The 24,227-nt window shown below is 40.1% G+C and carries 17 protein-coding genes and 1 other RNA gene; all 18 read left to right on the top strand.

Annotated features, from left to right (window positions below; genetic code table 11):
* The first annotated feature begins 79 nt into the window (after nucleotides 1-79).
* The 18 genes from recJ (at nucleotide 80) to rny (ending at nucleotide 23,989) form a co-directional block, all read left to right on the top strand.
* Nucleotides 80-2,062, top strand: a complete 1,983-nt coding sequence (gene recJ, locus QZ334_RS01175) for a single-stranded-DNA-specific exonuclease RecJ (protein WP_295231242.1) — start codon at nucleotides 80-82, stop codon at nucleotides 2,060-2,062.
* Between the two features lie 11 nt (nucleotides 2,063-2,073).
* Complete coding sequence (locus tag QZ334_RS01170; RefSeq protein WP_060923967.1) at nucleotides 2,074-4,314, top strand: RelA/SpoT family protein; 2,241 nt, start codon at nucleotides 2,074-2,076, stop codon at nucleotides 4,312-4,314.
* A complete protein-coding gene (locus QZ334_RS01165; RefSeq protein WP_295231240.1) occupies nucleotides 4,314-4,949 on the top strand; it encodes an MBL fold metallo-hydrolase in 636 nt (211 codons plus the stop codon). The genes QZ334_RS01170 and QZ334_RS01165 overlap by 1 nt, the downstream gene beginning before the upstream one ends.
* A gap of 40 nt (nucleotides 4,950-4,989) precedes the next feature.
* Complete coding sequence (locus QZ334_RS01160) at nucleotides 4,990-5,481, top strand: Fur family transcriptional regulator (protein WP_105085886.1); 492 nt, start codon at nucleotides 4,990-4,992, stop codon at nucleotides 5,479-5,481.
* Nucleotides 5,474-6,901 (top strand): coproporphyrinogen dehydrogenase HemZ, encoded by a 1,428-nt coding sequence (gene hemZ / locus QZ334_RS01155; RefSeq protein ID WP_295231236.1) that lies wholly within the window; start codon nucleotides 5,474-5,476, stop codon nucleotides 6,899-6,901. Before QZ334_RS01160 ends, hemZ begins: the two co-directional genes overlap by 8 nt.
* Nucleotides 6,901-8,172, top strand: coding sequence for a histidine--tRNA ligase (gene hisS, locus QZ334_RS01150; protein ID WP_295231233.1), 1,272 nt, complete (start codon nucleotides 6,901-6,903; stop codon nucleotides 8,170-8,172). Before hemZ ends, hisS begins: the two co-directional genes overlap by 1 nt.
* A gap of 8 nt (nucleotides 8,173-8,180) precedes the next feature.
* Entirely contained in the window at nucleotides 8,181-9,986 is a 1,806-nt protein-coding gene (gene aspS, locus QZ334_RS01145; RefSeq protein ID WP_024065547.1) for an aspartate--tRNA ligase, read from the top strand.
* 80 nt (nucleotides 9,987-10,066) lie between these two features.
* Nucleotides 10,067-10,239: non-coding RNA, 6S RNA (gene ssrS / locus QZ334_RS01140), on the top strand.
* A gap of 89 nt (nucleotides 10,240-10,328) precedes the next feature.
* Entirely contained in the window at nucleotides 10,329-11,630 is a 1,302-nt protein-coding gene (locus QZ334_RS01135) for a replication-associated recombination protein A (protein ID WP_295231229.1), read from the top strand.
* Nucleotides 11,631-11,712: 82 nt separating this feature from the next.
* Complete coding sequence (locus QZ334_RS01130) at nucleotides 11,713-14,457, top strand: FtsK/SpoIIIE family DNA translocase (protein WP_295231227.1); 2,745 nt, start codon at nucleotides 11,713-11,715, stop codon at nucleotides 14,455-14,457.
* A gap of 48 nt (nucleotides 14,458-14,505) precedes the next feature.
* Nucleotides 14,506-14,958 (top strand): helix-turn-helix domain-containing protein, encoded by a 453-nt coding sequence (locus QZ334_RS01125; RefSeq protein WP_005386075.1) that lies wholly within the window; start codon nucleotides 14,506-14,508, stop codon nucleotides 14,956-14,958.
* Between the two features lie 39 nt (nucleotides 14,959-14,997).
* Nucleotides 14,998-16,959: a YgiQ family radical SAM protein gene (locus tag QZ334_RS01120; RefSeq protein WP_295231224.1), complete on the top strand. Its 1,962-nt coding sequence runs from the start codon at nucleotides 14,998-15,000 to the stop codon at nucleotides 16,957-16,959.
* Between the two features lie 62 nt (nucleotides 16,960-17,021).
* Nucleotides 17,022-18,059: an ABC transporter substrate-binding protein gene (locus tag QZ334_RS01115; protein ID WP_105094515.1), complete on the top strand. Its 1,038-nt coding sequence runs from the start codon at nucleotides 17,022-17,024 to the stop codon at nucleotides 18,057-18,059.
* A gap of 66 nt (nucleotides 18,060-18,125) precedes the next feature.
* Nucleotides 18,126-19,472: a 30S ribosomal protein S12 methylthiotransferase RimO gene (gene rimO / locus QZ334_RS01110; protein ID WP_295231220.1), complete on the top strand. Its 1,347-nt coding sequence runs from the start codon at nucleotides 18,126-18,128 to the stop codon at nucleotides 19,470-19,472.
* Nucleotides 19,473-19,509: 37 nt separating this feature from the next.
* Nucleotides 19,510-20,757, top strand: a complete 1,248-nt coding sequence (locus QZ334_RS01105) for a competence/damage-inducible protein A (protein ID WP_295231217.1) — start codon at nucleotides 19,510-19,512, stop codon at nucleotides 20,755-20,757.
* A 4-nt stretch (nucleotides 20,758-20,761) separates the two neighbouring features.
* Nucleotides 20,762-21,802 (top strand): recombinase RecA, encoded by a 1,041-nt coding sequence (recA, locus tag QZ334_RS01100; protein WP_105094512.1) that lies wholly within the window; start codon nucleotides 20,762-20,764, stop codon nucleotides 21,800-21,802.
* Nucleotides 21,803-21,804: 2 nt separating this feature from the next.
* Nucleotides 21,805-22,248 carry a regulatory protein RecX gene (locus QZ334_RS01095; protein ID WP_257846375.1) on the top strand — a complete coding sequence of 148 codons (444 nt, stop codon included), beginning with the start codon at nucleotides 21,805-21,807 and terminating at the stop codon, nucleotides 22,246-22,248.
* Nucleotides 22,249-22,444: 196 nt separating this feature from the next.
* On the top strand, nucleotides 22,445-23,989 hold the full coding sequence (gene rny, locus QZ334_RS01090) for a ribonuclease Y (RefSeq protein ID WP_105094511.1): 1,545 nt from the start codon (nucleotides 22,445-22,447) through the stop codon (nucleotides 23,987-23,989).
* Nucleotides 23,990-24,227 lie beyond the last annotated feature (238 nt).

The raw sequence follows: 24,227 nt of genomic DNA, 5'->3' as shown, positions 1-24,227 counted from the left end.
ATGTATAATAAATAAAAATGATAATGATAATACGTTGAAGTTTTATACTAATATTGATTATAAACTACTGAGGGATATGATGATTAAGAAAAAACGTTGGCGCATTTCCACAAGCGACAAAGAACAAGAGAATATCTTAATCCGTGAACTTGGTGTGAATCCTATTGTGGCCAAATTAATGGTTAATCGCCACATAGATGTTGATGAAGGGCGTCGGTTTTTACAAGGCTCTTTGTCTGATTTGTTAGATCCATTCGCATTAAAAGATATGGATGTAGCTGTTTCGCTAGTTCAGGAGACAATTGAAAAACATAAACCAATCGTTATTTATGGTGATTATGATGTAGATGGCATTACTGCCACATCTGTTCTATATCGTTTTTTAAAGAAACTAGGTGCTGATGTTACCTATTACATACCAGAGCGTCAAAGTGAAGGGTATGGCCTCAATTTAGAGGCTTTAGAGCATCTTATAGAGCAGGGGACAGCTTTAGTAATTACCGTGGATTGTGGTATTAGCTCTTACGATATTGTTGAGGCTGTACGTGACCGTATCGATATGATTATTACGGATCATCATACGGCACCAGATATGATTCCACGAGCAAAGGCTGTTATTAACCACAAGCAAAAGGACTGTCACTATAAGGATAAGAATTTATCCGGTGTTGGGGTTGCCTTTAAATTATGCCAAGCATTGTGGCTTACAAAGACTGGTGAATGGTATTTAGATGATTTAGATATCGTTGCATTAGGCACTGTGGCGGACGTTGTGCCGTTAGTCGGTGAGAACCGCATCATCGTAAAAGCAGGCCTTGAAAAGATGAATAGTCATCCAAATCTAGGAATTAAAAAGCTAATCGATGTAGCAGGTCTCCATGAACGAACTATAACATCTGGACATATTGGTTTCACCTTAGCCCCACGGCTCAATGCAGCAGGTCGCGTTACCCATGCAACACGTGCTGTTGAGTTGCTAGTTACTGATAATGCTGACATGGCTGAAGCGATTGCTGAAGAATTAAATGAAACAAATCGTGAGCGTCAAGAACTAGAGAGAAATATTCACGAACTAGCTCGTATCGATGTGGCTAACCAAGGCCATAAGGCAGACTATGTAACCGTTGTAGCCGGTGAAGACTGGCACCCTGGTGTTATCGGTATTGTGGCTTCTCGCTTAGTTGAGGAGTTTTATAAGCCGACCCTGGTTATTAGTATCCACGATGGCATTGGCAAAGGCTCCTGTCGTAGTATCGATGGTTTTAATATCTACGATGCACTGAAGTCTTGCGAAGATGTGTTATTACAATTCGGTGGCCATGCTGCAGCAGCAGGCTTCAGTATTGATGCAAATCGTATAGATGAATTGCGAGACCGTTTGACTGCGTATTGTAAGGAGCATGTAACAGCAGAGGAATACATTCCTGTTGTTGCTATTGATGCGGAACTACCCGTTGATGATATTGATGTAGATATTATTGACCGCGTATCAGCTCTTGAGCCCTACGGTATGGTTAATAGTACGCCAGTCTTTGCCGTTATGGAAGCAACCGTACAAGATATAATGCTTATGGGACAATTGAAAAATCACTGCAAGGTAATTTTAGAAACCTCTAGTGGCACATTGGATGCCATTGCTTGGAATCGTCCCGATTTATTTAAAACTATATTCATTGGAACTGTGGTGAAAGTAGCATTTTCATTGCAAAAGAATGAATGGCAAGGGATGGTTTCTCCACAGCTTATGATCCAAGCTATTGAACCGCTCACTGAAGAGCCGATTACGCTTTCCACGGAAGGTCTTAGACAAATGTATGTCATAGTAAAACAAGTTATGCGTGGTCGTAGTCAATCGGTTTATAATGTGGAACAAGAAATTTTGCGCCGTAAGCCGGCAGATCAAAATAATCGCAGTGCCCTTACATCCTTAGATGTATTTAAGGAGTTGGGCATCATAGAAGAATATACCAGTGATGATGGTCAATTAATGCTAAGATGGAATGCCATTGAAGGAAAATTAGATCTTGTCACGTCCGTAACATTTCTTACCTATAGTGTATAGGAGGTGACACCATGACAACTGTAAATGAAGAAGGCAAAGCTTTAGTAGAACAAAGCACTTTTGATAAAGGAAAAGCTTTAGCTGAATTTATGGAGTATATCCATACCTATTTAACAGATGATGAGTGTAACCAAGTATTAAAGGCTTTTGAGCTTGCAGATAAGGCTCACGAAGGTCAGCTTAGAGCTTCTGGTGAACCGTATATCATGCATCCACTAGCAGTAGCTGATATTTTGGCACACTTACAAATTGACCATATCACACTTATGGCAGCACTCATGCATGATGTGGTTGAGGATACATCATATTCAAAGGAAGACTTGGAGGAAATGTTTGGCTCTGAAGTAGCATTCCTTGTTGATGGTGTAACGAAATTAAACCAATTCCAATATGAAACAAAAGAAGATCGGCAAATGGAAAATTATCGGAAGATGATTTTAGCCATGGCGAAGGATGTGCGCGTCGTTGTTATTAAACTAGGTGACCGCCTACATAATATGCGTACCTTAAAGCATATGCGTAGCGACAAACAAAAGCGCATTGCAAAGGAAACATTAGAAATCTTTGCTCCTTTAGCACATCGCCTTGGTATCTTCAATGTGAAATGGGAGCTGGAAGACTTATCATTCCGGTATTTAGAACCAGAAAAATACTATGATCTTGTAGATCAAATGAAGCAAAAACGCCAAGCTCGTGAAGATATTGTAAATGATACGATGAGTCAACTCACTAAGGCTTTAGGCGAAGCTCATATTAAGGCGGATATCAAAGGTCGTCCAAAACATTTCTACAGTATTTACAAGAAGATGAAAAAGGACAATCGCGATTTATCTCAAATCTATGACTTGCTTGCAGTTCGCGTTATCGTTGATACAATTCCTGATTGTTACGCCGTATTAGGCATTGCTCATAGCTTGTGGAAACCATTGCCATATCGTTTCAAAGATTATATTTCCATGCCGAAATCTAATATGTATCAATCGTTACATACTACGGTTATCGGTACCATGGGGCAACCTGTAGAAATTCAAATCCGTACATGGGAAATGCACCGCGTATCTGAATACGGTGTTGCAGCGCATTGGCGTTATAAAGAAGGCAATAAAAATGGCGATAAGGATTTCGACCAAAAGGTTGCGTGGTTGCGCCAAGTATTGGAATGGCAAGATACAAGTAATCCAACAGAGCTTGTAAACGCTTTAAAATTAGACGTATTCTCTGGTGAAGTATTCGTATTTACACCAAAAGGCGATGTTGTTAAATTGCCGATAGGGTCTGTTCCACTAGATTTCGCATATCGTGTTCATACCGATGTAGGGCATAGATGCGTAGGTGCCAAGGTAAATGGTAAAATTGTACCTCTTGATTACACCTTGCAAAACGGTGATATCGTAGATATCATTACATCTAAAACAGGTCGTCCGAGCCTTGATTGGCTTAATATCGTAGGTTCTTCTGAAAGTAAGAGTAAAATACGCAACTGGTTCAAGCGTGAAAATAAAGCTGAAAATATTGAAAAAGGCTTAGAAGCTCTTGAAAAAGAAGCAAAACGATTAAATTATAACTGGAAAGAATTGATTACCGACAATCGACTTCAACAGGTTACGAAACAGCTCAAAGCATGTACAGAAGAAGAAATGTTTGCCGCTTGCGGTTATGGTGGCATCCCTGTAAGCACTGTTCTATTGCGGTTAATTGAACTCTATAAAAAATCTAAAGAAGCAGAAGAGTCTAAACACAGCACTGAACAAATCATTGAGAAACTAAAAGCTCAAGGTCCGAAAACGACCAAGAATGGTACAGGCGTTCTTGTAAAAGGCGAAGCTGGTGTTATGGTGCGTATGGCGAAATGCTGTAGCCCTGTACCTGGTGATGATATCATCGGTTATATCACGCGTGGTCGTGGGGTATCCATCCATCGCTCCGATTGTACGAGTCTAGGGCATACGCCAGAAGATTTAGAGCGTATGATTGAGGTCTCCTGGGATGGTTCCTCTGGTGAATCTTTCCACGTAGGCATCGATATCCAAGCTTATGATCGAAATGGTCTGTTGATGGAGGTTATGGCTGTACTTTCAGAATTGAAAATCACCATTACAAACATCAATGCAAAGGTTCAAGAAGATACTAAAACCGTAAGTATCAATGTAGTTGTTGATATCCGAGATATTTCACAACTTGATTTTGTTATGACTAAGTTGCGTCGTATTCGTGAAGTATATACGGTACAACGTAGTAAAGGAGGGGCTTAATGAGTGAACAACAATTAGTGCTTATGCGCATGCCATTAGGTCCATTAGGGACTAACTGTTATGTTATCGGAGATAAAGAGGTAGGAGAAGCTTTCATTATTGATCCTGCTACTGCTGAAGTATTAGAGTCTTTAAAGAAACATGATTTAAAACCAAAGGCGATTTTGTTAACCCATGGTCATGGTGATCATATTGGTGGCGTTCAAGATATTGTAGATACATATCATGTGCCTGTATATATTCAAAAGGGTGATGTACCGTATTTGGCTGACCCTGAGCTCAACCTTAGTGCGTATAGCAATTCTACACCCATTAAGGTAAATGCTGATATCATCGAGGTTAAGCAAGGTGACCATATTACATGTGGCGCTATTGACCTTGAAGTACTTGAAACGCCAGGTCATACGCCAGGTGGGGTATGTTATTATATGGAAGGCCTTGTATTTGTAGGCGATACACTATTTAGAGATTCCGTAGGACGTACAGATTTTCCAAATGGTTCTTATGAGACGTTAATGGAATCCATTAAAACGCAGCTCTATAAGTTGCCTGATAATACTATGGTGTATCCTGGTCATGGGCCGGAAACAAATATAGGTTATGAAAAACAATACAATCCATTCGTTGGAGCGTAGGTTTTATAAAATTTTGTAAGAAGTAAAGGGGATAGTTATCATGAATACAACATTAGAAAAATTAAAAGAACGCATTAAAGACAAAAAATACAAATTGACTACACAACGTCAAACAATTTTACAAGCCTTCATCGATGCTGATGAAAATCATTTAAGTGCAGAAGACGTATATGTACTTGTAAAAGAAGTGGCTCCTGATATCGGCTTGGCTACTATTTACAGAACACTTGATCTCTTCACTGAACTTGATTTGTTGAAACGTCTTGATTTCGGCGATGGTCGTAACCGTTACGAATTAAATGATGAAGAGTTCGCTCATTTCCATCATCATTTGATCTGCGTTAAATGTGGAAAAGTATCCGAGTTTGAAGACGATATGCTTGAAACATTAGAGTCCATTATCGCTAAAAAATTGAACTTCCGCACTATCGACCATCAATTGAAAGTATATGGTTATTGCAGCGACTGCCAAAATCATATGTCTGAAGCAGAACTTGAAAAATTAGAACGTATGGCTCATCACCATGCTTAATGGATATCTATATGCGGGACCATTACCGCTTGGTTCTGTAGTGGCTCATAATTGTGGTGCTGCAGGCCTGTTTTCTGACAAGGTGCATCCAGATGTTATCCTTGAAGCTCATGAAGTCGATGGATTGTATACCTTAACAGTTACCATTGGTGAGACAGTTCAGACTTTTGAAGGCCCTGTTTCCTCTATGGGACGACGTCAAATAGGGCAAGCTTTGTTAAGCTATTTGCGTGAATATCAAGGCTTGCCAGTTGATGCACCATGGGGGACTATGGTCGGTGTACGCCCTACAAAGCTGCTACATAAATATATAGATACATATGGCTCTGTCCACACAGCAACTCGTCACATTAGGGACGAGTTTTCTGTGTCTATGGAAAAACTTGCCACTTTAGGCTCTATAGGTGAATACCAACGTCCATTTTTAGCTGATACAGACCATAAAAAGGTGAGTCTCTATTGTGGCATTCCTTTTTGTGACACCCGCTGTGTTTACTGCTCCTTTCCGTATGGACTCTATCAGGACTATGATGGTAAAAGCCAATTTTTAACTGCCTTAGACCGGGACATAGAGGATATGAAAACTATTGTTGAATCTTATGGCTTAACGGTAGATACCATCTATATGGGGGGCGGTACACCGACGGTGCTAGGGGACGAAGACTTTCACCAAGTTCTAAAACAGCTATCTATACTTGTTCCTGAAGGTCATGAGTTTACTGTAGAAGCGGGGCGACCGGATTCTGTTAATCCTACAAAGTTACGATCTATGCTTGATTTAGGTGTCAATCGTATCAGTATTAACCCACAAACGATGCAAGATGATATTTTACGTCGCATAGGGCGTGGACATAGTGCACGTGATATTGATGAGTTGTTACAATATGTCAAACATAATACGTCGTTAGCGGTAAATATGGATTTTATTGCCGGTCTACCAAATCAAACGATGCAAAACATGATAGAGAATATGGATTATGTATGTCAAAATTTGCCGGAAAATGTTACAATTCATACGTTAGCATTAAAACGTGGTAGCCCATTGTATGATTTAAATATGCAAGATGATATCCCTGAGGAACATCTCGTGGCAGACATGGTACAATATGGTAAAGAGCGTCTTGAAGCGGCTGGTTATGTGCCATATTATCTGTATCGCCAACAATATATGAGAGGACAGTTAGAGAATATCGGCTATACCTTGCCCGGCAAAGCGTGCGAATATAATATTCAGATTATGGAGGAACGACAAAGTATTCTTTCCATGGGACCTGGTAGTTCATCTAAGTGGATGCGGGCCCCTGAATATCGTCAATTGAAACAGCACATGCCAAAGGATGTAGATGTTTACCACGCAACGATAGATGCACTATTAGAGAAACGACATAGAATTTGTAAAAAATTTTGGGAGGTTGTGTAATGGCTATTAGAAAACCAAGAGGTACACAAGACTTTTTGCCAGAGCAAATGATAAATTGGCACTATATTGAACAGCGTATGCGTGAAATTTGTAAGGTATACGGGTTCAACGAAATTCGCACACCTGCCTTTGAAGATACTAAATTATTTTTGCGTGGCATCGGTGAAACTACAGATGTAGTACAAAAGGAAATGTACACATTTACTACGGGTGATGATGGTGGCTCTAGCTTTACCTTGCGCCCTGAAAATACAGCATCTGCAGTACGGGCCTATTTAGAAAATAAAGTATATGGTAAAGAAGGCCTTACAAAATGGTATTACATGGGGCCTATGTTCCGACATGATAAACCACAAGCTGGCCGTTACCGCCAATTCCACCAATTTGGGGCAGAGGTATTAGGTTCTCAATCCCCTGTAGTGGATAGTGAAGTTATCTGCATGGTCGTACAATTGTTGAAAGACTTTGGCCTTAAAGACCTCAATGTAGAGGTGAACTCTGTAGGATGTCCAATATGCCGCCCTGTATACCGTGAAAAATTAATAGAGTTCTTTGAGCCTAAAAAAGAACAATTATGTAGTGACTGCCAAGAACGTTTGTATAAAAATCCTTTGCGTATCTTGGATTGCAAAAATGAAACATGTAAATCCTTGTCCGTAGGTGCTCCTGAAATTCACGAACATTTATGTGAAGAATGTCATGATCACTTTGAAGAATTAAAAACTTATTTAACGGCTGCTAATGTGCAATATACATTAAATCCTCGTTTAGTACGTGGCCTTGATTATTACACAAAAACAGCATTTGAGGTGCAATATACTCCATTAGGGGCTCAAAGTGCAGTAGCCGGTGGTGGTCGTTACGATGGCCTTGTAGAGGAACTTGATGGTCCTCATACACCAGCTATCGGTTTTGCGATGGGCATGGAACGTTTATTATTAGCCCTTGAAAAACAAAACTTATTACCGGAACAAACTGTAGAGCCATCTGCATTTGTAGTAGCTCTTGGTGATGCGGCTAAGGTAGAGGCTTTCAAAATTTGCCAAGCATTGCATGATGCATATGTATCCGTTGAAATGGACGGACAGGGTAAGAGTATGAAGGCACAATTAAAATATGCTAACAAAATTAATGCAAAATATGTTATCATATTGGGTGATGATGAATTGGCTCGTGGGGAAGCCATAATCCGATTCATGGAAACTAGTGAACAAGAAACTGTACCACTCGATATAGTTTCTGAACGTATAACTTCTTTGGTGAAAGGATGACAATTAGAATGGAAACAATGCAAGGCTTACACCGTACGCACGGTTGTGGCACCATCTCTGAACAAGAGGTAGGTAAAGAGGTCGTATTATGTGGTTGGGTTGAACGCCGTCGTGATCATGGTGGTTTGATTTTCTTGGATTTACGTGATCGTTCTGGCGTAGTACAAGTAGTGGCATCTCCAGATCATAACGTGGAATCTTTCCACAAAGCAGAGGATGTTCGTAACGAATATGTACTTTGTGTACGTGGTAAAATTACAAAACGTGATGAAGCTGCTATCAATCCAAATCTTCCAACAGGTGCATATGAAATGTACTGTGAAGAGTTGCGCGTATTGAACTCTGCTAAAACACCTCCATTCTATATCCAAGATGATATCGATGTAGATGAAAATATTCGTTTAAAATATCGTTACCTTGACTTACGTCGTCCAGAAATGCAACGTAACTTGATTTTACGCCACAAAGTAACGAAAGCAATGCGCGACTTCTTCGATAGCCGCGATTTCTTGGAAATTGAAACTCCAATGCTTACTAAATCTACACCAGAAGGCGCTCGTGACTATTTAGTACCTTCTCGTGTAAATGCTGGTACATTCTATGCATTGCCACAATCTCCACAAATTTTCAAACAAATCTTGATGGTAGCTGGTTATGAAAAATATTTCCAAATCGTTCGTTGTTTCCGCGATGAAGATTTGCGTGCAGACCGTCAACCAGAGTTCACTCAGCTCGACTTGGAAATGTCCTTCGTAGATGAAGAAGACATTTACTCCATGCTTGAAGAAATGGTTGCTCATGTATTTAAAACTACATTGGGCAAAGAAATCACATTGCCTATGCCTCGCATTACATGGGATGAAGCAATGGATAAATATGGTTCTGATAAACCAGACCTTCGTTTCGACATGGCCTTTACTGATGTAACTGATCTTGTAAAAGATACAGAATTTAAAGTATTCCGTTCTGTTATCGACAATGGTGGCGTAGTTAAAGGTATCGTAGTACCTGGTGATGCAGGTATTCCTCGTCGTGAACTTGATGACCTCGTTGAATATGTAAACCGTTATGGTGCAAAAGGTCTTGCATGGGCTTGCTTCAACGAAGATGGTTCTATCAAGTCTCAAATCATGAAGTTCTTAGGTGAAGATACAATCCGCAACATCGGTGAAAAAATGGGCGCTAAAGGTGGCGACCTCGTATTGATGATTGCTGATAAACCAGCAACTGTAGCACGTGCATTGGGCGAATTGCGCCTTGAAATGGCACGTCGTATGAACATGATTGATCCAGATAAATTGGCATTCACATGGGTAACTGATTTCCCTATGTTCGAATATAACGAAGATGAAAAACGTTATGTTGCAATGCACCATCCGTTCACAATGCCTCGTCATGAAGACCTTGATAAATTAGAATCCGATCCTGGCAGCGTAAAAGCAATCGCTTATGATATGGTATTGAACGGTGTTGAAATCGGTGGCGGTTCCTTGCGTATTTACCAATCTGATGTACAAGAAAAAGTATTCAAAGCTATTGGTTTGTCTGAAGAAGAAGCAAAATCCAAATTCGGCTTCATGCTTGATGCATTCCAATATGGTGCACCTCCTCATGCAGGCTGTGCATTCGGCCTTGATCGTCTTGTTATGTTGATGGCAAAACGTCAATCTATCCGCGACGTAATCGCATTCCCTAAAACTCAATCTGCTTCTGATGTTATGAGCCAAGCGCCATCTGAAGTAGAACCTAAACAATTAAAAGAGTTGCATATTAAACCAGATATCGAGGAAGAAGAAGAGCAATCTTTGGTGTAAAAACATAGGCAAGAATTGATTAAAATTCAAATGTCAAGACTTGTTTATTACCAATCTTTCTGATACTATTTATGTATAAGATATCCCTGCCATGTGCGTGTGATATCGCAGTTTTGAGCCAACACATTTACTTCGGGAGTCCGAACTCTCGTCTGAACGTTACGCCCTTATGGGACAACTGCAGGATGAGGAGGACACCCACCTGCCCTAAGCAGGATCAAAACGCGGTACATTACGGCATGGTGGGGCTTTTTTGCGTGTAAAAATGGCATATAATGAGAACATCAATGGTTTAGAAATATGAATATTAATAGTTTAGATACAGTGAATTGAGGTGATAGAATGGATAGTTTGTTTGATTTAGAGCCTACAAATGCATATGAGCCACTTCCTGTGCGTATGCGTCCTACCAAGTTGGATCATTTATACGGTCAAGAGAAGGCCGTAGGGAAGGGGACCTTCTTACGTGCTATGGTAGAGAAGGATACCATTCCATCTATGCTTTTTTATGGGCCTTGTGGAACGGGGAAAACTACACTAGCAGGTATCATTGCTAAGGTAAGTAACAGTCATTTTGTAAATTTAAATGCTACCAATGCTGGTATAGGTGAGTTGCGTAACATCATAGAGGATGCTCGTAAGCGCGTACGGTCATTACAACAAAGAACTATATTATTCCTCGATGAAATCCACCGTTTCAATAAAAGCCAACAAGATGTGTTATTACCTTGTGTAGAAGATGGTACGATTATCCTCATTGGTGCCACCACAGAGAATCCGTTTTTTGAGGTTAATAGACCGCTTTTATCCCGTTTGCGACTCATAACATTGGAGGCTTTGACACCAAAGGCGATTGGTCAAATTTTGCGTCGTGCTATTACAGATGAAGAGGTAGGTCTTGGTAAACGCCGTTTACAAGTAGCCGATGAAGTGCTAGAGGATGTAGGAATTTTCGTTAATGGCGACGGTCGTATGGCTTTGAATATTTTAGAACAGGCTGCAGCTATGGTACCGGATGAAGGGAATATAACCATAGAGGTTCTTGAAAAAGTTGTGGGACGTCGGATTTACACATATGATAAAAAAGGTGACAGCCACTACGATACAATCTCTGCTTTTATTAAAAGTATGCGTGGCTCTGATGTACAAGCGACGATGCATTATTTAGCACGTATGATTGAAGCGGGGGAGGATCCTAATTTTATTGCTCGTCGGATCGTAATATGTGCAGCTGAGGATGTAGGCCTTGCAGATCCGCAAGCTTTAATTCTAGCCAATGCAGCGGCTCAAGCGGCTCATATGGTAGGATTTCCAGAGGCTCGTATCATATTGTCTGAGGCGGCTTGTTATGTAGCATTAGCACCGAAAAGTAATTCTGCTTATTTGGCTATCGATGCAGCAATTGCTGATGTGCGCCACAAGGATTGTGGACAGGTGCCAGATCATTTAAAAGATAGTCATTATAGTGGGGCTAGCAAGTTAGGTCATGGGAACACCTATAAGTATGCTCACAACTATCCAAATGGCTATATAAAACAGCAGTATCTACCAACACCTCTTATGGATGCTTCGTACTACAACGGTATTAAAAGAGGCAAGGAAGAACAGTTACTTTGTGACTGGGAGAAACGGCGTAAAAGCTAACTAAATACTTCGATATATGCTATAATATAATGATAAGTTAATTTACAGTAGTGTTATATAAGTAAGGGGTTTGTATAGATTTATGGCAGAAGAAAAAACTTCCACCAAAAAACGCAATACACGACGAAAGCGAACAAGTACAAAACAGCAAACTAAGTCTCAAGGATTTTCCTTGCGCAGCGAAGTTAAAGGCTTAATTGTAATTGCCTTTGCAGTTATTTCCTTGCTCGGATTCTTTGGGTTTGAACTCGGTCTTGTAGGACAGATTTTAACAGGTATATTCCGTTATGGTTTTGGCCTAGGCGGTATTATTCCTTGCCTTGGTGTGTTCTGGATTGGCTGGCGATTATTGTATAAAGGAACATTTATTTCCGTTACTAAACGGGGCGTTGTAATGACTTTGTTCTTCCTATTCTTGCTAGCCCTTGTTCCATTGTGGCGCGTTCCTGAGGGGCAGGAATTAATCACAACACAATTGGCTGACCAAGGTGGTGTAGTAGGTGGTGCCATCGCTACATTCCTTCGCACCCTATTAGGTGAGCTAGGGGCTATCATTTTAGATGTGTTCTTATTATTAGCTTTTGGTATTCTAATCACTCGTTTATCTTTGCGAAGTGGCTTGCAAAAGGCAGCGGATAAAACACAAGTAGGTTTAGATGTAGCTAAAGAAGTGGCTGCTGAGAAGGTAGCTGTAGCTAAAGAGGTCTTTGAAGATTGGAATGAACAACGTAAAGAAGCTGCAGAACAACGGAAAGCGTATAACAGGGAAAAGGACACACGCTTTGCTGATGCTGCAGATCAAGCGTTAGATACACTTGAAAAACGAGGTATCACTACTGACCGAGATAACTTTGAAACGAGTGCGGTTGTAGATAATGAACCTATGGTGGATACAGTGACGACTGTAGAAGCTCCAAAGGCTCCTACATCTTGGAAAGAATTAGCTGAAATAGAAGCGCGCAACCGTGCAGTAGAACAATTGGCGAATATTTCTGAAGATGCTGGTGATGCGAAGTCTTATGATGTAGATGATTTTGATCAATTCTCTGATGCTAGTAGATCTACAGGTGATGACTATATATATACTCCAGATGAGGATTATACATATACTCCAGACGAAGGATATATAGATGAATCTGACTCAGTAGAGAATAACCATGAGGAACAACCAAAGTTTACATATCAAAATACAACGATTGGTCCATTGGAAACTAATCACGCTGCCATAGCTTCTGCTGTACCTGGAACAGGTGCTGCAGCAAGTTCTGTAAGTGCTGGTGCCGGTATGTCTGGTATGAGTTTACAAGTACCATCTACTATTAGTACTACAGAAGATACAGCACAAGTAGCAGTATCTAAAGATGGTCAAATTCATCGTACCTATGATAGACCTTATCATTTCCCAAGCCTTGATATTTTGGCGAAAGGGAAGGGGAGTCAAAGCAATGGTGAAGAAGTAGCGCAAAATGCAATGATGCTTGAAAATGTATTGAGTAACTTTGGTATTACTGCTAAGGTCGTTAATGCTACACAAGGTCCAACTGTTACACGCTACGAAATTGAACCTGCACCTGGTGTAAAGGTTAGCCGTATCGTCAACTTAACTGATGATATTGCCTTAAACTTAGCGGCTCAACATATTCGGATGGAGGCTCCAATCCCTGGTAAATCCGCCATCGGTATCGAGGTTCCTAATAAGACGACAGAGGCCGTTCATTTGCGTGATGTTCTTGATTGTAGTGACTTCAAGGACGCTCGTGGGGGTATTCCGGTAGGTCTTGGCAAGGATATTGCAGGTAAGCCTGTTATTACTGACCTTGCGAAGATGCCTCACTTGCTTGTAGCAGGTACTACTGGTTCTGGTAAATCTGTATGTGTAAATACTTTGATTTCAAGTATTCTATTTAGTCGTAAACCAGAAGAGGTTAAGCTTTTATTAATCGACCCTAAGATGGTTGAATTGTCTATCTACAATGGCATTCCTCATTTGATGGCGCCAGTTGTAACAGATATGAAAAAAGCAGCTGCTGTATTGCGTTGGGCTGTTCGTGAGATGGAGGCTCGTTATAAAGCTTTTGCAGCATCTGGCAAACGCGATATTAAGAGCTATAACGAAGCGCACCCTAAGGCGGCTATGCCTTTGATTGTATTAATTATCGATGAGTTAGCTGACCTTATGATGACTGCTCCTGATGATATTGAAGAATCTATTAGTCGCTTAGCACAAATGGCGCGTGCTGCAGGTATTCACATGGTACTCGCTACGCAACGTCCTTCTGTCAACGTTATTACAGGCTCTATTAAGGCCAATGTACCGAGCCGTATTTCCTTTGCAGTAGGTTCTCAAATTGACTCCCGTACTATTCTCGATATGGCGGGTGCTGAGAAATTGCTTGGTAAAGGGGATATGTTATTTGCTCCAATTGGTGCTAATAAACCAATTCGTGTACAAGGTGCGTTTATCTCTGATGATGAGGTAGAACATCTTGTGGAATTTGTAAAAGCTCAACGTGAACCAGAATATGACGATACTGTTACACAAGAGGCTGAGAAGGAAACCGAAAAAGAATCATCAGAAGAAAATGATATCTACCGCGATGAATTATTAGAACGTGCTGTTAATCTCGTTATGGAATCTGGTCAAGCTTCTGTGTCTATGTTACAGCGTCGATTCCGCATTGGGTATACTCGTGCGGCTCGCCTTGTTGATACGATGGAAGATCTTAAAATTGTTGGTCCTAGTATGGGCAGTAAGGCTCGAGAAATTTTGATGAGCCCTGAACAAGCTAAGGCGCGATATTTCTCAGACTCCAATGATGAGCAATAATTAAATGATTACGATATGAGTATTATGTAGATTAAGAGAGGAACGAAAATGGCTGAATTAGGCGAAGAATTACGACGTGAACGAGTAAGACGTAATTTAACCTTTAAAGATGTGGAGCAAGTACTGCACATTAAAACAACCTATTTGGAAGCTATAGAAGATGGTAAGTATGACATCATTCCTGGTCAGGTCTACGTAAAAGGCTTTATTCGTAATTACGGTAATTATTTAGATCTTGATGGGGATCGCTTGGTAAAAGCCTACCAAAGTCAAGTAGGTGATATAGATACGTTTTCTTTGCGTTCTGTGACGCGTCAGAAGGCACAAGCTGCGCCAAATTTGGTGCAAAGTGAATTCGTTGAATACCAAACCTCTAAAAAGCGTATGTCCTTAGAAACGCGTCAACGAAAACGCCAACGTTCTATCGTTCAGGAACGTATTATTTTAGGCATTATTTTATTCTGTATGGCATTATTTTTACTGTGGTTATTCCTTTTCTAATAGTTGATTAGGAATGATAGAAAGGCATTTACACAATCAATGGATAGATTTTTAGTAACAGAACCTTCGGAGATGAAGGAACGAGGTTGGGCCGAATTAGATTTTGTCCTCATTAGTGGGGACGCCTATGTTGACCATCCTTCCTTTGCACCTGCAGTTATCGGCAGATACTTAGAATCCAAAGGCTATCGTGTAGGCATTATAGATCAACCAGATTGGAATGATGTAGAGGCTTTCAAAAAACTTGGTAAACCGCGTCTAGCATCCCTTGTTACGGCAGGGAATCTAGATTCAATGCTCAATAAATTTACGGCAGCAAAGAAAATTCGTCGACAAGATGACTATTCTCCAGGTGGTGAAGCGGGCCATCGCCCAGATCGAGCTACCTTGGTATATGCGAATCGTATGAAGGAGGCTTACAGTGATGTGCCTCTTATTATCGGTGGCATAGAGGCGTCCTTACGTCGATTTGGTCATTATGATTATTGGTCAGATACTGTGCGTCGTTCTATTTTAGTTGATTCAAAGGCGGATGTACTCATTTATGGTATGGGTGAACTTCAAATTGTAGAATTAGCTGATGCGTTAGATCAAGATAGATTTAAAGAGTCCTTGCCATCTATTCGTGGTATTTGTTATATGGCCAAGGAAATCCCTACCATAGACTATGTTGAGTGTCCATCTTTTGAGGAAATTAAAGCGGATAAGATGGCTTTTGCTGATGCATTCCGTATGCAGTATGATGAACAAGATCCATTCTATGGTCGTATAGTAGTACAAAAACATGGCGATAGATATCTTGTTCAAAACACACCTGCATTGCCACTTACGCAGGAGGAAATGGATGGCGTATATAACTTGCCGTATACTCGCAAGTGGCATCCTAAATATGATGATAAGGGTGGCGTACCAGCATTAAGCGAAGTACAGTTTAGCCTTGTAAGTCAACGGGGGTGCTTTGGTAGCTGTTCATTCTGTGCAATAACAAATCATCAAGGTCGTATCATCCAAAATCGTAGTCATGAGTCTTTACTTGATGAAGCTCAAACTATGATTAATATGGATAACTTTAAAGGATATATTCATGATGTTGGGGGCCCTACGGCGAACTTCCGTCATTTAGCTTGTGACAAACAAGCTGTATATGGTGCTTGTAAAGGTCGTACTTGTGCTGCTCCAGAGCCTTGTGAAAATCTAAATACAAACCATGATGACTATATTGCTTTACTCCGTAAGTTACGTAAGCTAAAAGGCGTAAAAAAGGTATTTGTTCGTTCTGGCTTGCGTTATGACTATGTTCTAGCGGATAACAATAAAGATTTTGTCCGCGAGCTTTGTGAATTTCATGTAAGTGGACAATTAAAAGTAGCGCCAGAACATGTTTCTAAACGTGTTACTAATATGATGGGCAAAGCTGGTAAGGAAGAGTTCCTCACCTTCAAATCTTGGTTTGAGGAGGCCAATAAAAAGCTTGGTAAGAAGCAATATTTAGTACCATATTTTATGAGCTCTCATCCAGGTTGTGCCTTGGAAGATGCTATTGAATTAGCCGAGTTTCTCCGCGATCAACATATGTATCCAGAACAAGTGCAAGACTTTATTCCTACGCCGGGAAGTTTATCGACATGTATGTACTATACGGGCATTAACCCACTGGATGGAAAACCTGTATATGTTGCAAAAAAAGGTAGAGATAAAGCTAAGCAGCGGGCTTTAATGCAATATAAAAATATTGAAAATTATGACCTTGTAAAAGAGGCACTCATTGAAGCTAATCGACGTGACTTGATAGGGTTTGGACCTGAATGTTTGATTCCACCACGCCCAATTGGTCGGACTAATCGTACTAGTCAATCTAGTGGTTCTCGTAATAGTGGGAAGAATAATGATCGTCGCAACGGACGTCAGTCTAGTGAGAAAAGTAGTAAGGGTAGACCTTCTCGTAATGGCATGACCAAAAGTCGTCCATCTAATAGTAATCGAGGACGTGGTAGTCGTTAATAATGGAGAATAGCTTTGTCTATTCTGGTTTGGGAATACTTTATGTCTTATAGGAGGCATATATGAAACGGTGGATTGCTCCGGGCGTTTTAGCCCTATTTGTTATAGGAATGTTAACCTATGGCGTAAACTTTTACCATCAAGAACAGTTAGAACATGCAAAAGAACCTGTTCGTGGTGAGATTACTGTTTATACAGACTTGCCGAACAATATAACTACATTGCTTGCCGATCGTTATGAAGAGGAGAAAAATGTAAAAGTTACAGTTATGCCTCTTACAGAAGAGCAAATGGCCCAACGGTCGGCTTCAAATGTAGCTGATACATCTGGTGATCTGGTACTTACCTCTGAAGATAATCTCGTTGTAGGGGCAAATGTAGGGAAATATGCACCTATCGTTAATGAGAGAATTGACGAAGTACGTGATAATCTAAAAGATATAAATGGGTATTGGGTAGGTCTTTGGTATGATCCGATTGTATTTGTTCAAAATGACACCTTCTACAATGGGATAGGTAAATATATTACTACTTGGGATACATTGGGAAAACAAGGTGATTGGTCTATTGTAATGACCGATTTTGTAGCATCCCAAAATGCAGCTAATTTGTTATATAACATGGTGGAATATAGAGGCGAGCCTGAGGCACTGAACTATTTATATAGCTTAAAGCCACATATAATACAACATGCTAAGTTCTTGTCTACTCCAGTTCGCTTAACTGCGTTAGGAGAGTCTAATATCGGCATTGGTAATTTGTCTGATGCAGCCCAATATACTCGTCATGGATATCCAATTAAGGTTATATACCCAACAGATGGAACATCATATTATGTAACTGGCGCTGCTGTATTAAAAAATTCAAAACATAAAGCAGATAGCGTTGAATTTATTAATTGGTTGTTATCTACAAAGACTGCAAAATATATGGTTGAAAATAATTTCACCTATATATTTACGAATCCAGAAATGGATGAGCCAAAAGACTCATTGGGACACGAGTTAATTTTATGGCCTGTTAATGGTGGTTACACTATAGATGGTAAAAAGTTATTGTTAAATCACTGGGTTAGCCAAGTGCGCTTCCGCAAGGAGTAACTCAGTTATATAGATCCTATTACAGGAAGTAAATTGAGAAATAAACTAGTTATGAAAGGATATAGAATGGGTAAGAAATTAGGGTATGTTAGCCTAGGTTGTGCTAAAAACTTAGTAGATACAGAGGTAATGTTAGGCTTATTGAAAGATAATGGCTATACGATTACAGAGGACCTAAGCGAAGCAGATCTTATCGTTGTAAATACCTGTACCTTTATTGAGAAAGCAAAAGCTGAGTCTATTAATACTATTCTTGAGGTGGCTCAATATAAAGAGGATGGTAAATGTAAAGGTCTTATTGTAGCAGGTTGCTTAAGCCAACAATATCAAGATAAATTATTCCAAGAAATTCCTGAAATTGATGCTTTAATCGGTACAGGTGCATGGGACCAGATTATGGTAGCCGTTGATGCTATTGAACATGGTAATCGCAGTTGTATCATGGAAAATATTACAAATATTTATGATGAGCGTATGCCGCGTATTCAAACAACGCCTCGGTACAGTGCATATGTAAAAATTGCTGAAGGCTGTAATAATGGTTGTACCTTCTGTATTATTCCAAAGGTGCGTGGTGCGTTCCGCAGTCGTACTATTGAGTCTATTAAGGCTGAAGTAGAACGATTGGCTGCATCCGGTGTTAAAGAGGTCGTTCTTATCGCTCAAGATACGACTAGTTACGGTATTGATCTAAATGATGGTAAACCATTGTTGACTACATTGCTTAAGGAATTAACTGCCGTAGAAGGTATCGAATGGATTCGCATGTTATACTTATATCCAACTTTCTTCTCCGATGAATTGTTAGATATTATCGTTAATGAGCCAAAACTTTGTAAATATGTAGATATTCCACTACAACATGTGAATAACGATATTTTAAAACAAATGAATCGTCGTGATGATCGCAATGATATTGAACGTTTGCTTAAGAAGATTAGAAATGCACCGACACATATTACATTGCGCACATCTATCATCGTTGGGTTCCCTGGTGAAACAGATGAACAATTTGAAGAACTTTGTGACTTTGTAAAAGAAATAAAATTCGATAATATGGGCGTATTTACTTACTCTCAAGAGGAAGGTACACCAGCTGGTGCCCGTGAAGATCAAGTGCCAGAAGAGGTGAAAGAAGAACGTTATCATATTCTCATGTCCATTCAAGCAGCTATTTCTGAAGAGAATAATCGCGATTTAGAAGGTACTGTTGACTATGCAATGGTGGAAGAAATCGAGGACGGCGAGAATGGTACATTACTAGCTAAAGGACGCTTGAAATCTCAAGCTCCTGATGTAGACGGCAACATGTACATCGAAGACTGCGGCGAAGATATTAAACCTGGTGACATCCTCAAAGTACAAGTAGAACAAGGTTTTGCGTATGATGTAGTAGCTACGGTTGTAGAATAAAACACAGCTCGATTCTTTCGATTGTGGAGGTGATCTGATGATTGTAGAACTTATTTCTACAGGTTCAGAATTATTGCTAGGCGATACAGTGAATACAAATGTATCTTGGCTAGCACAAGAATTAAATAAATTAGGCTATACTATTGCTCATCAATCTGTAGTGGGGGATAATCCTAAGCGCATGGCAGAGGTCTTTCAATTAGCTAGCACTAGAGCGGACATCGTTATTAGTACTGGCGGATTAGGACCAACGCAAGGGGATATTACACGAAATGTATTAGCCGATTCTATTGGACGACCTATTGTATTTAATCAAGAGGCTATGGATGAGGTTAAAAAATTCTTTGACCGTGTAAAACGTACCGTGCCGGATGCAAGTCGTCGAGAAGCGGAGTTGCCTGAAGGCGCAAACGTATTACATAATCCGGTAGGCGTGGCGCCTGGTGTTGTAGTGGAAGATGGCGATACTACATATATTCTTTTGCCAGGACCTCCTGGTGAGATGAAGGGTATGTTCCATGATAGTGTGGTGCCTTATTTAATGAATCGATTTGGTTCACAAGGTGTTGTTACCTCCTATCGCTATGGGGTATACGATATTCGCGAAATTGATTTAGAAAATACCTTAATGGATCTCATTAAGAACCAATCGAATCCAACCATAGCTTTGCTCATTAAAAAGGGGTACATAGAGGTTCGTATTACTGCTAAGGCTGACACCTTAGAGGCTGCCCATGAGGTTCTCAATCCTTGGGATGCTATCATTCGAGAACGATTAGGAGCTCGTGTAGGACGTGACTTGACTGTTTCTATGGAGGAAACACTTGGTCATGTGTTACTTGAAGAGCATAGCACGATTAGTACTGCTGAATCCTGTACTTCTGGATTAGTTGGTAAGTTATTGACTAATGTCAGCGGTAGTAGTGAATACTACATGGGTGGCGTTATTTCGTATAGCAACGACATCAAACATCGTGTACTAGGTGTACCTCAAAACATGCTCGATACGTATGGTGCCGTAAGTGAGCAAGTCGCTAAGGCTATGGCAGAGGGGGCACGAACTGTGGGTCAAACAACATATGCCGTTTCTACGACTGGCATAGCTGGTCCCGGCGGTGGTAGCCCTGAGAAGCCGGTTGGTCTTGTGTGGTTCGGTGTAACTGGACCCCATGGGACAGTAGCTCACAAGGCTAATTTAATTGGTAATCGCGAAGATATTCGACAAAGTGCAGCAGAGCTAGCACTATATTATGTGTATACTTATATAACAGAAAAGGGGAAATAAAATAATGGCTGTAGATGGCAGACAAGCAGCGTTGGATAACGCGTTAAAACAAATTGAAAAAGACTTTGGTAAAGGCGCTATTATGCGCCTTGGTGAAGCAGCAGATCGCATGAATGTAGAGGTTATCTCCTCTGGTTCCCTTGCTATCGATATCGCTGTTGGTGTAGGGGGCTTCCCTCGCGGCCGTGTAATTGAAATTTACGGTCCAGAATCTTCTGGTAAAACAACAGTAGCTCTTCACGCTGTAGCAGAAGCGCAAAAACAAGGTGGTATTGCAGCTTTCATTGATGCAGAACATGCGATGGATCCTGTATATGCTCGTAACTTAGGTGTAGATATTAATAATCTATTGATTTCTCAACCAGATAATGGTGAGCAAGCTCTTGAAATTACAGAAGCTTTAGTTCGCAGTGGCGCTGTAGATATCGTCGTAGTTGACTCCGTTGCAGCTTTAGTTCCTAAAGCTGAAATCGAAGGCGAAATGGGCGATGCTCACGTAGGTTTACAAGCTCGTTTGATGAGTAAAGCATTGCGTAAACTGACTGGTATCATCAGCAAGTCTAAAACTGTTGTTATCTTTATCAACCAATTGCGTGAAAAAGTAGGCGTCATGTTTGGGAACCCTGAAACTACAACAGGTGGTCGTGCATTGAAATTCTATTCTTCTGTACGCCTTGATGTTCGTAAGGGTGAACTTATTAAAGCTAACAACGAAAACGTTGGTGCTCGCACTAAAGTTAAAGTAGTTAAAAACAAAGTAGCACCTCCATTCAAAACAGCAGAATTTGACTTGATGTATGGTGAAGGTATTTCTAAAGCAGGTACTCTTATCGATATCGGTACAAATATGGAAATCATCAATAAATCTGGTGCATGGTATTCCTACAATGGAGAACGTATGGGCCAAGGTAAAGAGGCGGCTAAACAATACTTGCTCGACAATCCACAAATCGCAGATGAGATTGATCGTATTATTCGCGATACATTAGCGGTTGGCACTGAAGAAATCGATGTAATCGGTGAAGAAGTAACTGAAGAAGTATAATCATGAGTGAAGAAACGATGCAAGCTGCTATGGATCAAGCGTATCGCTTCCTAGCTCAACGATTTCTAAGTTCCTATGAACTGACACAAAAAATGAGACGTAAACAAATCGAGGACCCAATCATTGAGAGGGTCCTCGAACGCCTTAGAGACTATGATTATATCAATGATGAGCGCCTGTCTGGACAGGTATTAGACTATTTGATGAAAGAACAAAAATACGGCGCCTACATGATTAAGCAAAAGATGAAACTTAGAGGTCTTACTGTGCCTCCGGAAATCTCTGATTATGATGAAGTGAAAGCCGCTTATCGTGTGGTGGAGAAAAAATTTGGTTCCATTCTCAATGAGGACTGCACTCCTCGTGTAAAAGTCTTTAATTTTCTCAAATATAGAGGGTTTTCAACGAGTACTATCCAAGTTGTGTGCAATGATTTTTATGAATAGATAGTACTTTTTCTGAGGCCTTACCAGGCTTGTAAAATCTTGACAGAAAGGGCTTTCAAGTCTAAAATTAATAATAGCCTTATTTATTTATATGATGATATGGCTAAATGATAATTTAATGCATGAAGGGCATAAAAAGGAGCATGAAAGCTCGATTTTGAGAATTTAAGAGGAGGTGAGACAGATTTTAGAAGATGTGGGACATATTTTAGAGTATTGTCTAATTGCAGTGGTAATGGTACTGATTGGACTAGGGGCAGGCTATTTTTTTAGAAAAAATATTGCTGAAGGAAAACTGAATCAAGCTGAACAAGAGGCTGCACGCATCATCGCAAATGGTGAGCGCACAGCTGAGTCTAAAAAGAAAGAAGCTTTATTAGAAGCGAAAGAAGAAATTCATAAGCTCCGTTCTGATGTAGAACGAGAAAATAAAGATCGCCGTTCTGAACTTCAACGTATGGAACGTCGTATTCTTCAAAAAGAAGAATCTTTGGATAAAAAATTAGACAATATTGAACACAAAGAGGAAGCTTTACATCGCAAAGAAGCTGACTTAGCCCAAAGCCGTGAAAAAATTGAAGCTTTGTATGAAAAACAAATGGCAGAGTTAGAACGTATTTCTGGCATGACATTTGAAGAAGCTAAGAATATCTTGTTAACAAATGTAGAACAAGAAATTCGTCATGAAACGGCAATTATGGTTAAGGAAATGGAGCAGCAAGCTAAGGATGATGCGGAGAAAAAAGCAAAAGAAATTATCTCCTCTGCAATCCAACGTTGCGCAGCTGACCATGTGGCGGAGACTACCGTATCCGTAGTGGCATTGCCTAATGATGAAATGAAAGGCCGCATTATTGGTCGTGAGGGCCGTAATATTCGCGCACTCGAAACATTAACAGGTATTGATTTGATTATCGATGACACACCAGAAGCAGTTATTCTTTCTGGCTTCGACCCAATTCGTCGTGAAGTGGCTCGTATTGCTTTAGAAAAATTGATTGTAGATGGTCGTATCCATCCAGCTCGTATTGAAGAAATGGTTGGTAAGGCTCGTAAAGAGGTTGACCAAACTATTAAAGAAGCTGGTGAACAAGCAACATTTGAAGCTGATGTTCATGGCTTACATCCTGAAATTGTTAAGATTTTAGGTCGTTTGAAATATCGTACTAGTTACGGTCAAAACGTTTTGAAACATTCTATTGAAGTATCTCATTTAGCAGGTTTGATGGCAGCTGAACTAGGCTGTGATGTAACCTTGGCTAAACGAGGTGGTTTGATCCATGATATTGGTAAAGCATTAGACCGTGAACTTGAAGGTTCTCATGTTCAAATCGGTGTTGATGTGGCTCGTAAATATCGTGAAAGCGCAGCAGTAATTAACTGCATTGGCGCTCATCATGGTGATGAAGAGTTCCAATCTGTAGAAGCTGTATTAGTAGCAGCTGCTGATGCTATCTCTGCGGCTCGTCCAGGAGCACGTCGAGAAACATTAGAAAACTACTTAAAACGTTTATCTAAATTGGAAGAAATCGCTGAATCCTTCGAAGGCGTTGAAAAATGCTTTGCTATTCAAGCAGGTCGTGAGATTCGCGTTGTAGTAAAACCGGATAAGATTGATGAAGCTGAGTCTACATTACTTGTTCGGAATATCGTAAAACGCATCGAGTCTGAACTCGAATATCCAGGCCAAATTAAGGTCGTAATTATTCGTGAAACTCGCGTTGTGGATTACGCAAAATAATATGCTATAAGCGATAAGTATAGGCTGCAATGATTTCATTGCAGCCTATTATTATCAAATTTCATTTGCATATAATTTAAAGATACGGAGTATAGGAATCCTTATGTATTGATCTTTAATAGATGATGATTCCTATGATTCGTATCGGTTATTAAACCTATTGATTCGATAATTGATTAAATTACTTTACAAATAGAGGATTTTTTATTTATATATCGAATTAATATATATAAGGGAA

This window comes from Veillonella sp., assembly GCF_019414865.1.
Taxonomy (GTDB): Bacteria; Bacillota; Negativicutes; order Veillonellales; family Veillonellaceae; genus Veillonella.
This window is presented reverse-complemented; position numbering and strand designations above follow the sequence as displayed.

Coding starts and splice junctions, on each gene's coding strand:
- aspS (WP_024065547.1), top strand. CDS start 8,181: ATGGAAACAATGCAAGGCTTACACCGTACGCACGGTTGTGGCACCATC.
- hisS (WP_295231233.1), top strand. CDS start 6,901: ATGGCTATTAGAAAACCAAGAGGTACACAAGACTTTTTGCCAGAGCAA.
- QZ334_RS01165 (WP_295231240.1), top strand. CDS start 4,314: ATGAGTGAACAACAATTAGTGCTTATGCGCATGCCATTAGGTCCATTA.
- QZ334_RS01105 (WP_295231217.1), top strand. CDS start 19,510: ATGATTGTAGAACTTATTTCTACAGGTTCAGAATTATTGCTAGGCGAT.
- QZ334_RS01125 (WP_005386075.1), top strand. CDS start 14,506: ATGGCTGAATTAGGCGAAGAATTACGACGTGAACGAGTAAGACGTAAT.
- QZ334_RS01115 (WP_105094515.1), top strand. CDS start 17,022: ATGAAACGGTGGATTGCTCCGGGCGTTTTAGCCCTATTTGTTATAGGA.
- QZ334_RS01135 (WP_295231229.1), top strand. CDS start 10,329: ATGGATAGTTTGTTTGATTTAGAGCCTACAAATGCATATGAGCCACTT.
- QZ334_RS01160 (WP_105085886.1), top strand. CDS start 4,990: ATGAATACAACATTAGAAAAATTAAAAGAACGCATTAAAGACAAAAAA.
- recJ (WP_295231242.1), top strand. CDS start 80: ATGATTAAGAAAAAACGTTGGCGCATTTCCACAAGCGACAAAGAACAA.
- QZ334_RS01170 (WP_060923967.1), top strand. CDS start 2,074: ATGACAACTGTAAATGAAGAAGGCAAAGCTTTAGTAGAACAAAGCACT.
- rimO (WP_295231220.1), top strand. CDS start 18,126: ATGGGTAAGAAATTAGGGTATGTTAGCCTAGGTTGTGCTAAAAACTTA.
- QZ334_RS01120 (WP_295231224.1), top strand. CDS start 14,998: ATGGATAGATTTTTAGTAACAGAACCTTCGGAGATGAAGGAACGAGGT.
- QZ334_RS01130 (WP_295231227.1), top strand. CDS start 11,713: ATGGCAGAAGAAAAAACTTCCACCAAAAAACGCAATACACGACGAAAG.
- hemZ (WP_295231236.1), top strand. CDS start 5,474: ATGCTTAATGGATATCTATATGCGGGACCATTACCGCTTGGTTCTGTA.
- QZ334_RS01095 (WP_257846375.1), top strand. CDS start 21,805: ATGAGTGAAGAAACGATGCAAGCTGCTATGGATCAAGCGTATCGCTTC.
- recA (WP_105094512.1), top strand. CDS start 20,762: ATGGCTGTAGATGGCAGACAAGCAGCGTTGGATAACGCGTTAAAACAA.